Consider the following 16,061-nt stretch of genomic DNA (forward strand, 5'->3'; position numbering starts at 1 on the left):
GCGGATGGCGCAACATTATCGCGCCGCTGAGCGTCTATCAGTGGGGCTGCTGCCAGGCGTGATCCGCGCGGGGTCGGTGGGTCCTGTCGCGCCAGGGGGTGGCGCGGTTTCGCGGTACGCCAGTGCGGTCGGTCGGAGTGCCGACGCGCGTGGCCGGTCCGCTGGGAGGGGTCTTGTGTTCGACGATGAACCGATTGCAGTCGGGCGGCCCGACGCGGCACGGCCGGGGGCGCCGCGGGTGAGTGGCCGGGGCCCGAGCCGCCCGTCGGCCGGGGTCGCGCGCTGGTCGGACCGGGCGCTGGCGCTGTGTGCCCTGGCCGGGCTGATCGCCGCGGCTTCCGTGCCGCGCACCTGGGCGCGCGCGACCCTGTCGGACCGCGGCTCGGCGCTGCTCGTGGTCTCCAGATCGGGCTGGCAGTTGCGCCCGGCCGGGCCGCTGGTGGTCGCGTTCGGCCTGCTCACGGCCCTGGTCTGCGTGCTGGCGCACCGCCGCGGCCGGGCCGCGCTCGGCGCGCTGCTGGCCCTGCTCGGCGCCGCCGTCACGGGTCTCGCGCTGAGCCGGCTGCACGCCGCCGACCCGCTCGTGCACACGATCGGCCGACTGCGCATCGGTACCTTCCAGACCGACGAGCCGGTCGCGGCGGGCACCGCCGGCGCGGGCCTGTGGGTCGCGGCCGTGGCCGGCATCGTGGTCGTGCTGGCGGCCGCGGGCTGGCTGCGGCTCACCCGCCGGGCCGCGGCGGCGGCCCACGCGTCGACGGCCGGCGGATGGGCAGGCTCCGCCGGAGCGACGCAGGCCGGCTTCGCCCCTGTCTCCGGGCCCGCCTCCACCGAGGTGTCCGGTACCGGGCCGGTGGCCCCCGGTGGGATCCAGGGCGGCGACGGCACCGCGGAACGCGGAGTCGACCATGGCCTATGACTACGCGTCGTTCTCGACGCTCGCCGGACCGCTCCAGGAGCCCCCCGCCCGCGGGGAGTACCACGTCGCCTACCGCAAGATCATGGTCGGGCGCGCGCTCTACCAGGTGTTGCCGCAGCTCATCGCCACTGTGGGCCTGTCGTCACTGTTCTTCGTGTGGCTGATCCAGCCGGCGCACTACCCGCACTCGAAGTACCTGCCGACCGCCGTGCAGGTCGGCAATGCCGTGATGTTCTGGCTGATTGTGGTCACGGAGGGTATTCGACTGCTGAACTCGATCACCCTGTGCTGGTCGGCGTACATCATGCGCAATCCGGTGCCCGTGCGACCGCCGAGGGGGCTGCGCGTCGCCTTCACGACGACGATCGTGCCGGCGAAGGAGCCCCTCGACGTCGTCCGGGACACCCTCATCGCGGCCCGCAACATCCGCCATGACTCGACGATCGACGTCTGGCTGCTCGACGAGGGCGACGACCCGGCCGTGCGCGCGATGTGCGCCGAGATCGGGGTCAACCACTTCTCCCGCAAGGGCGTGGAGCGCTGGAACACCGGCCGCGGCCCGTTCCGGGCGAAGACCAAGCACGGCAACCACAACTCCTGGCTCGACGCGCACGGCGACACCTACGACGTGGTGCTCTCCGTCGACCCGGACCATATTCCGTTGCCGAACTTCGCGGAACGCATGCTCGGCTATTTCCGGGATCCGAACGTCGCGTTCGTCGTCGGCCCGCAGGTCTATGGAAACTTTCGTCATTACCTGACCCGCGGGGCCGAGGCGCAGAACTACATGTTCCATTCGGTCGTCCAGCGGGCGGCAAACCGGTTCGCCGCCGGGATGTTCGTGGGCACGAACCACGCCTACCGGGTCGAGACCTGGCGGCAGATCGGCGGCTTTCAGGACTCGATCACCGAGGACCTCGCGACGTCCTTCGCCGTGCACGGCGCCCGCAACCCGCGGACGAACCACCGCTGGACCTCGGTCTACACCCCGGACGTCATCGCCGTGGGTGAGGGGCCGGCCACCTGGACGGACTTCTTCAGCCAGCAACTGCGCTGGGCGCGCGGTGCCAACGAGGTCCTCGTCACCGAGGCCGCCGGCCGGATGCGCAAGCTCGCCTGGGGCCCGCGGCTGCACTACGCCACGCTCATGCTGCACTACCCGACGGTCGCTCTGACCTGGATCCTCGGCATGATCCTCACCACGACGTACATGGCGCTCGGCTCCACCGGGGTGGTCCTGCACGTCTCGGCATGGCTGGCGCTCTACATCGATGTGTTCGCCGCCCGGCTGCTGCTCTACTTCTGGCTGCGCCGGTTCAACACCAGCCCGCACGAGGAGGCGGGCAGCGCCGGGATGTCCGGCATCTTCGTGTCGGTGCTGTGCACGCCGTTCTACTCGACCGCGCTGGTCGGGGCCGTCTTCCGGCGCAAGCTCGGCTTCGTCGTGACGCCGAAGGGCGACCAGGCGAGCCCGGACCGGCTGCTGACCTTCCGCAAGCACCTGTTCTGGGCGGCCTGGTCGGCCGGGTCGATCGCGGCCGCCGCCTCGCTCGGCCACCTGTACCCGGCGAACATGGTCTGGGTCTCGCTGTCGCTGGTGATCTGCCTGCTGCCGATCGGGCTGTGGAGCCTCGAACCGATCCTCGCACCGCGCCGTGCGGCGGCGCCGAACCCGCTGCCCGCCGCGCACGTGCCGGCGTCGCGCAGCGCGCCGCGGACCGTCGGGTCGGGTCGGCCCGCGCCCGTCCGCGCGGCCGCGGCCGGGTATCCGTCGGCCCTCGACCCGATCACCGAGGAGGTGCCGGCCGCCGTCGTCGCGGCGTTCGCCGACCCGGCGACGGAACACGTGCCGATCCCCGTGGGGCTGGCCGGCGCCGGCGCGGCGGGCGTCGGCGACGAGACCCTGACGATCGTCGGGCCGAAGGTAGCGGCCGCCGCGTCGACGAAGTCGGCCGGCCGGGCGAGCGATTCCACGGGCGTGGACGGTCCCACCATCCTGCTGTCCGCCCCCGCGGCGGCCGCCGCCGCGGCCCGGGCGGCGGCCGGTGCCGGCGGCGTCGGCCAGGGCGGCAGCGGCGGCGCCAGCGTTCGCGTCGGCGGCGTCGATCAGGACACCGTCATCACCCGCACGCCGCCCGTTGGTCCCGGGGAGCGGCCGCCGCGGGGTCACGACCGGCCCGCGGACGGGCGCGAGCGGCGCCGCGAGCGCCGGGCGGCCGCACTGCCCGCCGACCTGCCCGCCTACGCCGACGACGAGCCGGTCTACGCCGAGCAGGAGACCATGCTGACCCCGCGCAAGGAGCTGGCCGGGGTGTCCGCCGCGGGCGAGCTGCCCGCCTACGTCGAGGACGTCACGATGAGGCTCACCCCGCGCCGCCGCCGCGTCACCCTCGACGGCACGCTTGAGGAGCTGGGCTGATGGCCGACCGTCCCCGGCGGTCCGGATCATCGCCGGATCCCGACCCGCCGACCGTCTCCGACCTGCACGCGCTCGGCGCACCCGCGCCGGCCGACGATCCGCGGATGGCCCCCGTCGTCGCCCGGCCGACGACCTCCCGGCGGCGTCGGCGGCTGCTGCAGGCGACGGTCATCGTGCTCGTCGTGCTCGCCGGCAACTTCCCGTACATGGACTCCTGGGCGTCCGACCGGTACGACGAGTGGCGCTCCCACCAGCCCGCGTACATGCGGGACAACGGGCGCTGGGACATCGTCGCGGACAGCGGCTCGCGGTCGATCCATGCCGCGCTGCTGCGCACGGGCAAGGTCCTGCTGATGGCCGGCTCCGGCAACGACAAGAACAACTTCGACGCCAAGCGGTTCGAGACCGTCCTGTGGGATCCGACGGCGAACAGCTTCCAGAAGATCTACACGCCCTGGGACGTCTTCTGCGCGGGGCACGCGTTCCTGCCCAACGGCGACCTGCTGATCGCCGGCGGGACGAAGGCCTATGAGGTGCTGGCCCAGGACGCTCCCGACGGCAAGAAGAAGGAATACGAGGGGCTGAAGGACTCCTACGTGTTCGATCCGATCAGCGAGCGGTACGTCAAGACCGGGTTCCTGCAGCATGCCCGCTGGTACCCGACGCTGGTCACGCTCGCCAATGGTGCCGTCGTCGCCGTCTCCGGACTCAACGACAACGGCGACATCGACCCGGGCAACACCGAGTCCTACGACATCGCGAGCTCGGCCTGGATCGAGCATCCGGAGCTGGTCAAGGAGTTCCCGACCTACCCGTCGCTGCTGCTCGCCGCCGACGGGCGGCTGTTCTTCTCCGGCGCCAACGCCGGGTACGGGCCGGCGTCGCTGGAGGCGCGCCAGTCGGGGCTGTGGAACCTGACGAACAACCAGTTCCAGGCCGTTCCCGGGCTGCCGCTGCCCGAGGTCAACGAGACGGCCGGGACCGTGCTGCTCGCCCCGGCGCAGGACCAGAAGGTCATGTTCATCGGCGGTGGAGGCGTCGGCGACACCCAGGTGGCGACCGACCGCACCGCCATCGTCGATTTGGCCGCGCCGCAACCCACCTGGCAGCGCGGTCCGGACCTCAGCTCGCCGAAGCGGTACCCGGGCGCCGTGCTGCTTCCCGACGACACCGTGCTGGTCTCCGGCGGGTCGCGGCGCTATCGGGCGAAGGACACCCTCACCGCCGAGATCTACGACCCGGCGACGAAGGCGTTCCGCCCGGTGGCCGACCCACACGTCGGCCGCGACTACCACTCCGAGTACCTGCTGCTGCCCGACGGCCGGGTCGCGGTCTTCGGCTCCAACCCGCTCAGCGACGACAACACGTTCGACACCCGCGTCGAGGTCTACTCCCCGCCCTACCTGTACGCCGGGGAACGCCCGGTGATCAGCGGCGCCCCGGGCACGATCACCCGGGGCACCACGATCACGCTGCGCGCCTCGCAGAAGATCGGCAAGGTCCGGCTGATGCGGCCCGGCGCCTACACCCACGTGACCGACACCGAGCAACGGTCGGTGGCGTTGCCGATCACGGCACAGGCGGACGGTACGGTCACCGTGAGCGTGCCGGACAATCCGAACGTCCTGCCGGGTGACTGGTACATGCTCTTCGTCGACAACGGTGCGAACGTGCCGTCGGTCGCGACCTGGGTGCACGTGACCCCCTGACGGCCGCCGCCGCCGCGGCCGGTGGCGGCGGCCGGTGGGTCGCGGCGGGTCGTGGCCGGATCGTGGCGGGTCGTGGCCGGCGGGGGGAGTGGGCCCCGCGGCGGCCACCCCATGCCGAGGTCGGCGAGGCCACCGTCGAGAGGAGTGCCTTCGTGCCGACGTCCAGGTCCCGGGCCGCCGCCCCCATGCCGCCGGGTGGCGGCCGCGTGCGGCCAGGCCGGCCGCGGCGGGCCCCGGCCCCTCGCGGCCAGGGAGGGCGGGCGCGGCGCCCGCACGCCTGCGGACGTCCCCGCGGGGTCGCCGCCGTCCTCACACTGGTCGCGGCGCTGGTCGTCACGCTGGTCGGGTGCGGCCCGGGTGGCGGCGGGAAGTCGGCCGGCGGGAAGTCGGCCGGCGGGGCCGTGGGCGCGGCCCGTGCCACGACCGCGGTGCCCGCCCCGGATCCGACCCGCTGCCCCGCGGGCGGCGGCGCCGGAGCCGGTCCGTCCCCCACCGCCGACGGGGCCGCCGCCCGGGGCCGCGCGCCCCGCGGCCCGTTCCTCGTCGACCCGGCCAGCCAGGCGGCGCAGCAGGCGCAGGTTCACCCGGTCGACGCCGGGGCCATCGCCCCGCTCGTGCAGACCTCGACCGCCTTCCCGATCGGCGACTGGGTCTCCGACGTCGTCGGCGAGGTCCACAGCCGGGCAGCCGCGGCGGCGGCGACCGGCGCCACCGCGGTGTTCATGGTCTACGCCATCCCGCATCGGGACGTGGACGCCGGCTTCTCCGCCGGCGGGCTGCCCGACGCCGCCTCCTACCGCCAGTTCACCCGTCAGGTCGCCGCGGGCATCGGCGGCGCGGCGGCGGTCGTCGTGCTCGAACCCGATGCGCTCGGGCAGATCGACCGCCTCGACGCCGCGCAGGCGGCCGAACGCTACGCGCTGCTGCGCGACGCGGTCGACGTGTACGGCGCGCTGCCGGCGACCAGCGTCTACCTCGACGGGGCGAACTGCGGCTGGATCGCCCCGGCGGTCATGGCCGGGCGGTTGGCGCAGGCCGGGATCGCGCACGCCCGCGGCTTCGCCGTCAACGTGGCGAACTACTACCGCACCGAGGACGAGGTCGCCCGCGCCGAGGTCCTCTCCCGCTTCGTCGGGGGGGCGCACTACGTCGTCGACACCTCCCGCAACGGCCGCGGCCCGGCGGTCGGGCTGACGAACCCGTGGTGCAATCCGCCCGGTCGCGGCCTCGGCGAGAAGCCCACGACCAGCACGGGATATCCGCATGCGGACGCGTTCCTCTGGGTGAAGACGCCCGGCGCGAGCGACGGGGAATGCGGCCGGGGTGATCCGGCGGCGGGCACGTGGTGGCCGGAACAGGCCGCGGAGCTCGTGCACAACGCCGCGGGCTGAACGCCGGCCGGTTACGCGCTTCCCCCGGACGGGGGAGGTAAGTCTTCCGATACGGAAGATTTCCTGATACCCGCCGGAGCGTCGTCATTGTGGCGATCGATATGCTCTTTCCCGACATCGGATTCCCGACATCGGGGCACTGCGCGTCACGCCGCGCGGTGGCGTGCATTCGGAGGTCGCGTGTCGGACGCCTCGGGTCACCGCCGTCATCGTCGTCCCACCCCGGCGGCGGGTCGGGTCGCGGCGGCCGCCGGCGCACCGCGGGGCCACCGCGGCCGGTTCTTCGCGCTGCTCTGGCCGTTCGCGGCGCTCATGGTGTGCGCCGGCTTCGGGCTGGAACAACTCGTCATCGAGCCGGCCTACGGGTCCTCCGGCGGATCGAGCACGGTCGCCTCGCAGCCGGGCGTCATCACCCTCACCCCCGCCCCGGCGCCGCCGGCTCCGACGCCGGCCTCGCCGGGCACGGTCCAGGTGGGGAAGGCCGGCGTGGCGCTGGCGCCCGCGGCCCGCGGCACCCGGCCGGTGGCGTCGCCCAGCCCGGCGGTGACGGTGGGCGGGCCCACCGTCGCGGGCACCGGGGGTTCCGGCGCGTCGGCCGGCGCCGCGGCGTTGCCGGCGGTCGTCGGTGCGACGGCCGGCGACCCGTTCGCCGCCGCGACCCTCTACGTCGATCCCGACGGCGACGCGGCCCAGGCGGTGCGCACGCTGCGCCAGACCGATCCCGCCGGGGCGCAGACGCTGTCCCGGCTGGCCGACCGCTCCCACGCAGACTGGTTCGGCGACCCGGATCCCGCCACCGTGCGCACCCGCGTCGCCGACCGGGTTCGAGTGGTGCGGGCGGCCGGCGCGCTGCCCGTGCTCGTCGCCTACGCGATTCCGCAGCGCGACTGCGGCGGCGGCCAGTCTGCGGGCGGGGTCGCCGGCGAGTCCGCCTACCGGGCGTGGATCGCCGCCTTCGCCGCCGGCATCGGCTCCGGCCCCGCCGCGGTCATCCTGGAACCGGACGCCCTGGCCCAGATCGACTGCCTGACGCCCGCCGCCGCCACCGCCCGGTACGGCATGCTCGGCTATGCCGTCGACCAGCTCGCCGCGGTCGGGGCCGAGGTCTACCTGGACGCCGGCAACGCATCCTGGCATGCGGCCGCCGACACCGCCGCCCGGCTGCGGCAGGCCGGCGTCGCCCGCGCCCGGGGCTTCGCCCTCAACGTGTCGAACTTCGACGAGACCGCCGACGAGACGGCCTACGGCGATGCGGTCGTCGCCGCCCTCGGCGGTACCACCCACTATGTCGTCGACACCTCCCGTAACGGTCGGGGGCCGGCCGCCGACAACGCCTGGTGCAACCCGCCCGGCCGTGGCCTGGGCGTGGCGCCCACCGACCGGACGGGCAACCCGCGAGCCGACGCCTACCTGTGGATCAAGGTGCCCGGGGAGTCGGACGGCGCGTGCAACGGCGGTCCGGCCGCCGGCGGATGGTGGCTCGACTACGCCCTGGGCCTGGCGAGCAGGGCCGCGTGACGATGCGCGGCGGGCCCCGCCGCCCCGGGACGGCGGTCGACCGGCACCTGGCCGGGCCGGCCGACCCGGTTGGCCGGGTAGGCCCGGCAGGTCGACGCGGTGGCGGGCCGCCGGGGCGGGGCCGCGCGGCGGTCCTGGTCGGCTGCCTCGTCGCGCTGCTCGGCCTGCTCGCCGCCTGCGGGCCCGCCGGCGGCTCGGGGTCGCCGGCCGGGGGACCGGTGCACCTCGACGACGTCGGCGGGGCCACCGGTGTGCGGGGCGTGCGCCTCGATCCCCCGGTGCGCCTGCCCGCTGTGACCCTCACCGACACCGCCGGCCGGCCGTGGACCCTGCCGGCGGCCGCCGATGGTCGGCTCACCCTGCTGTTCTTCGGCTACAGCTCCTGCCCGGACGTCTGCCCCACGACGGTCGCCGACCTCGCCGCCGCGGTGGGTCTGCTCACCCCCGCGCAGCGCGCCCGGGTCCGGGTGGTCGTCGCGACCACCGATCCGGCCCGCGACACGGGTCCGGTCCTACGCCACTGGCTCGACCAGTTCGACCGGTCGTTCGTCGGCCTGACCGGGCCGGCCACGGCGGTGACCCGACTCGCCGAAACGGCCGGCGTCACCTTCAGCACGCCGACGCCGGCCGCGGATGGCACGATCGTGGTGCCGCACGGCAGCCAGGTCACGGCGATCGGCCCGGACGGCGTCGCCCGCGTCGGCTATCTCGCCGGCACCGCCGTCGCCGACTACGCCCACGACATCCCCCTGCTGCTCGCGGGAGAGAGCTGAGCGCGGGGCCTGACCGCCCGGCGCCACGCGACGGTGGCGAGGTGAGGGGCCCGGATGCCGGACAGCACGCAGCCGGGCGCCTTCCGGAGCCGCCGCCGTGCTTCCCAGAGCCGCTGTGCTTCTCTGGCGCGCCGCGCCTCTCTCGCCCGCCGCGCCTCTCTCGCCCGCTGTGCTTCTCTGGCGCGCCGTGCTGCTCGGGGCCCTCGTGTTTCGCTGGGCCCTCGTGTTTCTCTGTGCCGTCGCGCTTTCCTCCGCCGTTGGCCGCGTCCGGCGGGCGTGCTCACGGCGCTGGTTCTGGTGCTCGCGCTGGCCGGCTGTGAGTCGGGTGGCCGGGCGTCGGCCGGTGATCCCGTGGCCGGGGCGGCCGCCGAGGGCGCGGTCGGTCGGCCGCCTTATTCCGGTCCGGTGGCCCCGCCGGCGGGACAGGGGTTCTACCGCCCGCCCGTGCCGTTGCCCGCCGGCCGTCCCGGGGACGTCCTGTGGTCGCGTCCCGTGCCGGCGGCGGGACCGTTCGCCACGGCCGGGGCACGGGTGGTCCAGGTGCTGTACCTGTCCAGCGGTGCGCTCGGTAGGCCGATCGCGGTCAGCGGCACCGTTCTCGTCCCCGCCCACCCGGCCGGCGACGCGCCGATCCTCGGCTACGCGCCCGGCACCCAGGGGCTCGGCGACGACTGCGCGGCGTCGAAAGGACTCGCCGTGGGCGTCAACCTCGCCGTCGGGGCGATCGCCGCGGCGCTGGGCCGGGGCTGGATCGTCGCCGTGCCCGACTACGAGGGCCTCGGCACCCCGGGCGAGCACACCTACGTCGTCGGACCGGCCGAGGGGCACGCCCTGCTCGACATCGTGCGGGCCACCCCGCGGATCGCGGGACTCACCGGCACGGCGCGTCGGCGGGTCGGGCTGACCGGCTACTCGCAGGGCGGGGGAGCCGCGGTGTGGGCGGCGCAGCTCGCCCCCGCCTACGCGCCGGAACTGGACCTGCGCGGGGTCGCCGCCGGTGGCGTGCCGGCCGACCTGGGGGCTGTCGGGCGCGCCCTGGACGGGACCGGGGCCGCCGGGCTCGGTCTGGCGGCCGCGGTCGGCCTCGACGCGGCCTACCCGGAGCTGCGGCTGGACGCGCTGCTGACCGCGTCCGGCCGCAGCGTGTTCGCCGCCGTTCGCACCGCCTGCTCGCTGGCCCTGGTCACCGGATTCGCCGGCAGGCGGATCGCCGACCTGACGACCACCAATCCGATGACGCTGCCGCGCTGGCGGGCACGGCTGGCCGAGAACACCCTGGGACGGGTGGCGCCCCGCGTCCCGATCTACCTCTACCACGCCACGTCGGACAGCCTGGTCGCGTTCGATCAGGCGGCACGCCTGCGGACCGAGTACTGCACCCGGCGGGTCGCGGTGACCTGGGCCCCCTTCCCCGGCAACCACATCGACGGGGTGGGGCGCACGCAGGACGTGCTGCGGTTTCTCGCCGACCGCTTCGCCGGCCTGCCGACACGCGGGAACTGCTGACCGCGCACCGCCGCCGCGCCAGTCGCCGGATGCCATTCACCGACCATTTCTTCGAATAGGGGGGTGGTGAGTCTGGGAAATGGTCGTCACCGTTCAGGGGATTCGTGATCTGCTTTCCGTCCACCGTCGCGGCGGTTATCCACAGCTTTCATGTTGCCTCTGGCTGGCGGGTCGATTCTGTTGGATTCTCGGTTCATGACCTTTTCCCTCTCGGCCTCGACCCCGCCGACCCGACCCGTCGTCCGCCGCTACCCCGGGCTCGACCCCGCCGTCGCGCTGGCACGCCGGCAGGGCGGGGTGATCACGTTCCGGCAGGCGATGGCCGCCGGCCTGACCCGCGGTCAGCTCCGCCAGCTCGTCCAGTCCGATCAGTGGAGCCACCCCGTCCGCGGCGCGTTCGTCGTCCCGGTCGCCCCCCTGAACGAGGACGTCGCCGGGCCCGGCCACCAGCGGCAGGGCTCGGGCTGGGCGCCGGAGCCGGCGCCGTTCGCCGACGAGCCCCTCGCGGTCGCCGGGGACGGGCGGCACTGCGGGCACCTCGCCGCTCGTAGCGGCCCGCTCCTCCCGGTGCTCCCCGGTGGTGTGCTCCCGGCCGCCACGGTTCCCGGTGGCGCGGTTCCCAGTGGCGCGGGCTCCGGTGGCGCGGGCTCCGGTGGCGTGTGCTCGGGGGTGTTCGCGCCGCCTCCGTTTGCCCTGTCGGCGCGCGTGCGGGCGGCGCTCGTCGGCCGTCCGCACGCGGTCGTCTGCAACATCACCGCCGCCCGGCTGCTCGGTTTTCCCGGTGGGGAGCCGGAGAGTCCGGCCGAGCCCGTACACCTGCTGTTGCCACCCCGGCTCACGCGGGCGCAGCCGCGGGGAATCCGGCTGCATTTCACCGAGCTCGGCGCCGGCGAGCAGGTCGACCTGGCCGGGATTCCCGTCACCTCGCCGGCGCGTACCCTGGCCGATCTCGTCCTCGCGGCGCCCAGCCGGGAGGCCGCCGTCACTGAGATGGACGCCGCCCTGCGCAGTGGGGTCGTGCTGAACCTGCGCGCGGCCCGCGAGGCGGCGGCCGGGCGGCGGGGCTTCCGGCCGACGCAGGACTGGTGGGACCTGGCCGACGGGCGGTCGGAGTCGGCGCTCGAGACCCGGCTGCGGCTGCTGCTCGCCGACGCGGGGCTCGCGCCGCCCCAGTTGCAGTGGTCGGTCCAGGACGGCGGCGGCCAGTCGATCGCGAAGCTCGACCTCGCCTGGCCGGAGCACCGCCTCGACGTCGAGGCCGATACCTACACCACGGCGAGCTCCGCCGAGGCGTTCCACCTGGAGCGGCTGCGCGGCAACCTGCTGGCCGCCCGGCGGTGGGCGGTGCTGCGGTTCAGCGCGCTTGACGTCGCCTGGTACCCGGAGCGGATCGTCGCCGCCGTCGACCGGTTCCTCGCCGCTCCCGCGGCGCGGGACATGGAAGAGCGTCGGGCCTCGTGAGACTTGCCACCATCCGGACAAAGGCGTGCAAGGACTTGTGACAGGAAGTACATTCCAAGCCGTCCGGGCGTCCCACGCCTACGATCCGGAACATGAGCGTTCCATCGGCCGGGCTGTCGCTGGCCGCAGACTTTCCGGAGGCCACCCGCGCCGAGTGGCAGCAGCTCGTCCTGGGCGTCCTGCGCAAGTCCGGCGTGGCGACCGAGTCGAGTGCCGCCGGCGAGGTCGAGGAGCTGCTGGCGACGCGGACCTATGACGGCCCGCTGATCCGACCGCTCTACACCGCCGACGATCTGCCCGCCGGCGGGGTGGGCCTGCCGGGCCTCGCGCCGTTCGTGCGGGGCGGTCGGCCCCAGGGCGCGGGCTCCACCGGCTGGGACGTCCGCGCCCTGCACGCCGGTCCCGACGCGAAGGCCGCCGCCGACGCCGTTCTCACCGACCTGGAGAACGGCGTCACGTCGCTGTGGCTACGCCTCGGCCCCGGCGGGCTGCCGGTCGACTCGCTGGCCACGGTGCTCGGCGAGGTCTACCTCGACCTCGCCCCCGTCGTCCTCGACGCGGGCGCGCAGACCCGGTCGGCGGCCGAGGAGCTCTTCCGCCTCGCCGCCGCCCGCGGCGTGCCCGGCTCGCAGCTCGCCGGCAGCCTCGGCGCCGATCCGATCGGTCTGGCCGCGCGGGCGGGACTGCCGGCGGACGGGCCGGCGGGGCTGGCCGAGGCGGCGGCCCTCGCGGCGCGCTGCGCGGCCGAGTTCCCCGGCGTGCGGGCCCTCGTCGTCGACGCCCAGCCCTACCACCGCGCCGGCGCCAGCGACGCCGAGGAGCTCGGCGCGTCGCTGGCCACCGGCGTCGCCTACCTGCGCGCGCTCACCGACGCGGGGCTGAGCCTGCCCGAGGCCCTCGGGCAGCTCGAGTTCCGTTACGCGGTCACCGCCGACCAGTTCTCCTCCATCGCGAAGCTGCGGGCCGCGCGCCGGCTGTGGTCCCGGGTCGCGCAGGTGTGCGGGGCCGAGCCGGCCGAGCGCGCCCAGCGCCAGCACGCGGTCACCTCGGCGGCGATGATGACGCGCCGCGACCCCTGGGTGAACATGCTGCGCACCACCCTGGCCTGCTTCGGCGCCGGCGTCGGCGGCGCGGACGCGGTGACGGTCCTGCCGTTCGACACTCGCCTCGGCGTGCCCGACGACTTCTCCCGGCGGATCGCCCGCAACACCCAGACCCTCCTGCAGGAGGAGTCGAGCCTGATCCGGGTGATCGATCCGGCCGGCGGTTCGTGGTTCGTCGAGTCGCTCACCGCCGAGCTCGCCGAGGCCGGCTGGGCCTGGTTCACCGAGATCGAGCGGGCCGGCGGGATCGTCGCCGCCCTGCGCTCCGGTCTCGTCGCCGAGCGGATCGGGGCCACCTGGGCCACGCGCGCCGAGGCGATCGCCCACCGGCGCGATCCCCTCACCGGCGTCAGCGAGTTCCCGAACCTGGCTGAGAGCCTGCCCGAGCGCGTCCCGGCCCCGGCCGAACAGCGCCCCACCACCGACGGGGTGCCCGGCCTGCCCGAGATCCACTACGACGCCGACTTCGAGGCGCTGCGGTCGCGTGCCGACGCCCACGCCGAGGCGGCCGCCCGCCCGGTGGTGTTCCTGGCCACCCTCGGCAGTGCGGCGGCGTCGACCGCCCGCGCCACGTTCGCCGCGAACCTGTTCCAGGCGGGCGGGTTCGAGACCCCGACGTCCGGCCCGGGCACCGACCCGGCCGCGATCGCGGCGGCCTTCGCCGCGTCCGGCGCCGCGGTGGCCTGCCTCTGCTCGGGCGACAAGGTGTACGCCGAGCACGCCGTCGCGGTGGCCCAGGCGCTGCGCGACGCGGGCGCCCGCCAGGTCTGGCTCGCCGGTCAGCCCGGCTCGCGCGCCCAGTCCGACGCCGAGGCGGGCATCGACGGGTACGTCTTCACAGGATGCAATGCGGTCGCCGTGCTCCAGGCGACGCAGGCCGAGGCGGGAGTGCGCTGATGTCCGTGGACAGCTCGAACCGGCGTTCCGCCGCCATCCCGGACTTCTCCCAGGTGGAGCTCGGCGCCCCGCCGGCCGGCGCGGACACGCCCGAGGCCGAGTGGCGCACCGCGCTGGAGTCGGCGACCGGCAAGGACGTCGACGCCCTGACCTGGGACACCCCCGAGGGCATCGCGGTCAAGCCGCTCTACACCGCCTCGGACACCGCGGAGCTCGACTTCCTGCGCACCTACCCGGGGATCGCGCCGTTCCTGCGCGGCCCGTACCCGGCGATGTACGTCACCCAGCCGTGGACGATCCGCCAGTACGCCGGCTTCTCCACGGCCGCCGCGTCGAACGCGTTCTACCGGCGCAACCTCGCCGCCGGGCAGAAGGGCCTGTCGGTCGCCTTCGACCTGCCGACCCACCGCGGCTACGACTCCGACCACCCGCGGGTCACCGGCGACGTCGGCATGGCCGGGGTGGCCATCGACTCCATCCTCGACATGCGCCAGCTCTTCGACGGCATCCCGCTGGACCGGATGAGCGTGTCGATGACCATGAACGGCGCGGTGCTGCCGGTGCTCGCGCTCTACATCGTGGCGGCCGAGGAGCAGGGGGTGGCCCCGGAGCAGCTCGCCGGGACCATCCAGAACGACATCCTCAAGGAGTTCATGGTCCGCAACACCTACATCTACCCGCCGCAGCCGTCGATGCAGATCATCTCGGACATTTTCTCGTACACCTCGCAGAAGATGCCGAAGTTCAACTCGATCTCCATCTCCGGCTACCACATGCAGGAGGCCGGGGCGACGGCCGACCTGGAACTGGCCTACACGCTCGCCGACGGCGTCGAGTACATCCGCGCCGGGCTCGGCGCGGGGCTGGCGATCGACGCGTTCGCCCCACGACTGTCGTTCTTCTGGGCGATCGGCATGAACTTCTTCATGGAGGTCGCCAAGCTGCGGGCGGCCCGGCTGCTGTGGGCGCGGCTGGTCAACCAGTTCTCGCCGACGAGCTCGAAGTCGCTGTCGCTGCGCACCCACTCGCAGACCTCCGGCTGGTCGCTGACGGCCCAGGACGTGTTCAACAACGTGGTGCGCACCTGCGTCGAGGCGATGGCCGCCACCCAGGGCCACACCCAGTCGCTGCACACCAACGCCCTCGACGAGGCGCTGGCGCTGCCCACCGACTTCTCCGCCCGCATCGCCCGCAACACCCAGCTCCTGCTGCAGCAGGAGTCCGGCACCACCCGGGTCATCGACCCGTGGGGCGGCAGCCACTACGTCGAGCGGCTCACCTACGACCTGGCCCGCAAGGCATGGGGGCACATCAGCGAGGTCGAGGCGTCCGGCGGCATGGCGCAGGCCATCGACGCCGGCATCCCCAAGATGCGCATCGAGGAGGCCGCCGCGCGCACCCAGGCGCGCATCGACGCCGGCCGCCAGCCGCTCATCGGCGTGAACAAGTACCGGGTGGACGCCGACGAGGCGATCGAGGTCCTCAAGGTCGACAACTCGGCGGTGCGCACCGAACAGATCGACAAGCTGCGCCGCCTACGCGCCGAGCGTGACCCGAACGCGGTCGAGTCGGCGCTGCACGCGCTCACCGCGGCCGCGGACGCCGCCCGCGACGGTCGTCGCGGTCCCGGGCTGGAGCAGAACCTGCTGGCGCTGGCCGTCGACGCGGCCCGCGCCAAGGCGACGGTCGGCGAGATCTCCGACGCGTTGGAGAAGGTCTACGGGCGCCATTCCGGCCAGATCCGTACCATCTCCGGGGTGTACCGGGACGAGGCGGGACCCGCCGGGAACGTCGCGGCCGCCCGCGAGGCCGCCGCCGAGTTCGAGCGCGCCGAGGGCCGTCGGCCGCGCATCCTCGTTGCGAAGATGGGCCAGGACGGCCACGACCGCGGCCAGAAGGTCATCGCCAGCGCCTTCGCCGACATCGGCTTCGACGTCGACGTCGGCCCGCTGTTCCAGACGCCCGCCGAGGTCGCCCGCCAGGCGATCGAGGCGGATGTCCAGATCGTCGGCGTGTCCTCGCTGGCCGCCGGTCACCTCACCCTGGTGCCCGCGCTGCGCGAGGAGCTCGCCGCGCTGGACCGCTCCGACATCCTCATCGTGGTCGGCGGGGTCATCCCCCCGGGCGACTTCGACGAGCTGCGGGCCGCCGGGGCTGCGGCGATCTTCCCGCCGGGGACGGTCATCGCCGACGCGGCGCTGGAGCTGCTCGCCACCCTGTCAGCGCAGCTCGGCCACTCCGCCGCCTGAGGCGGCCCGAGCTGTGGCATCGCTGGCATCCGTGTCTCCGGCATCCGCGTCTCCGGCATCCGTATCTCCGGCGATGGTGTCTCCGGCAATGAAATCTCCGGCATTGGCGTCGCTGG

The 16,061-nt window shown here is 74.4% G+C and carries 10 protein-coding genes; all 10 read left to right on the forward strand.

Features of this window, described 5'->3' with window-relative positions; all coding sequences use genetic code 11:
- Window positions 1-238: 238 nt before the first annotated feature.
- Window positions 239-919 (forward strand): hypothetical protein, encoded by a 681-nt coding sequence (locus AC5R91_RS28425; RefSeq protein WP_495394354.1) that lies wholly within the window; start codon window positions 239-241, stop codon window positions 917-919.
- Window positions 909-3,338 carry a glycosyltransferase family 2 protein gene (locus AC5R91_RS28430; RefSeq protein WP_495394355.1) on the forward strand — a complete coding sequence of 810 codons (2,430 nt, stop codon included), beginning with the start codon at window positions 909-911 and terminating at the stop codon, window positions 3,336-3,338. The genes AC5R91_RS28425 and AC5R91_RS28430 overlap by 11 nt, the downstream gene beginning before the upstream one ends.
- Window positions 3,338-5,047 (forward strand): galactose oxidase early set domain-containing protein, encoded by a 1,710-nt coding sequence (locus tag AC5R91_RS28435; RefSeq protein ID WP_495394356.1) that lies wholly within the window; start codon window positions 3,338-3,340, stop codon window positions 5,045-5,047. The genes AC5R91_RS28430 and AC5R91_RS28435 overlap by 1 nt, the downstream gene beginning before the upstream one ends.
- Before the next feature lie 152 nt (window positions 5,048-5,199).
- On the forward strand, window positions 5,200-6,438 hold the full coding sequence (locus tag AC5R91_RS28440; RefSeq protein ID WP_495394357.1) for a glycoside hydrolase family 6 protein: 1,239 nt from the start codon (window positions 5,200-5,202) through the stop codon (window positions 6,436-6,438).
- Between the two features lie 180 nt (window positions 6,439-6,618).
- On the forward strand, window positions 6,619-7,956 hold the full coding sequence (locus AC5R91_RS28445) for a glycoside hydrolase family 6 protein (RefSeq protein WP_495394358.1): 1,338 nt from the start codon (window positions 6,619-6,621) through the stop codon (window positions 7,954-7,956).
- Between the two features lie 2 nt (window positions 7,957-7,958).
- The gene (locus tag AC5R91_RS28450; protein WP_495398081.1) at window positions 7,959-8,729 is read left to right on the forward strand and encodes an SCO family protein; all 771 of its coding nucleotides are present in this window, start codon (window positions 7,959-7,961) and stop codon (window positions 8,727-8,729) included.
- A gap of 276 nt (window positions 8,730-9,005) precedes the next feature.
- Entirely contained in the window at window positions 9,006-10,235 is a 1,230-nt protein-coding gene (locus AC5R91_RS28455; protein ID WP_495394359.1) for a lipase family protein, read from the forward strand.
- A 195-nt stretch (window positions 10,236-10,430) separates the two neighbouring features.
- Window positions 10,431-11,696 carry a type IV toxin-antitoxin system AbiEi family antitoxin domain-containing protein gene (locus AC5R91_RS28460; RefSeq protein ID WP_495394360.1) on the forward strand — a complete coding sequence of 422 codons (1,266 nt, stop codon included), beginning with the start codon at window positions 10,431-10,433 and terminating at the stop codon, window positions 11,694-11,696.
- 92 nt (window positions 11,697-11,788) lie between these two features.
- Window positions 11,789-13,696, forward strand: coding sequence for a methylmalonyl-CoA mutase subunit beta (locus tag AC5R91_RS28465; protein WP_495394361.1), 1,908 nt, complete (start codon window positions 11,789-11,791; stop codon window positions 13,694-13,696).
- A complete protein-coding gene (scpA, locus tag AC5R91_RS28470; RefSeq protein ID WP_495394362.1) occupies window positions 13,696-15,945 on the forward strand; it encodes a methylmalonyl-CoA mutase in 2,250 nt (749 codons plus the stop codon). Before AC5R91_RS28465 ends, scpA begins: the two co-directional genes overlap by 1 nt.
- Window positions 15,946-16,061 lie beyond the last annotated feature (116 nt).

This window comes from Frankia sp. BMG5.60 (assembly GCF_059428125.1).